Here is a 345-nt window from a genome sequence, read left to right on the forward strand (position 1 = left end):
CCGTCTCAAACCCGGAAATACGATACGTGAACGTCGGATTGTCCTCGCCATAGGCACGGCTGGCGTCATCTGCCGTAATCGTCAGTATCGGTGCATAGCGGAACGCCACGAAATTGGCGCCCGGATCGAGGGCATCATAGGCTGCGTTATCGGTGACATTGTAGCGACGCAGATAAGATCCCAGCACGCTACTGTCCACATCGGCAGGCGTATCTGCATAGAAACCGCGATAGCCACCGCCCGACAGAACCAGCCCGCTATCGCCGGCGAGATTGATCACCTTCCCGTTCAGCGCGGCAAGATCCATCGCACGACCAGTGCCTGATGCGGTAAGCACGCCGCTGC

Annotated in this window: 1 protein-coding gene; it reads right to left on the reverse strand. The window is 58.8% G+C overall.

Features of this window, described 5'->3' with window-relative positions:
* On the reverse strand, positions 1–345 hold a 345-nt coding region (locus HY29_RS19490; RefSeq protein WP_162176764.1), incomplete at both ends, for an MBG domain-containing protein.

The sequence above is a fragment of the Hyphomonas beringensis genome (assembly GCF_000682755.1).
Taxonomy (GTDB): Bacteria; Pseudomonadota; Alphaproteobacteria; order Caulobacterales; family Hyphomonadaceae; genus Hyphomonas; species Hyphomonas beringensis.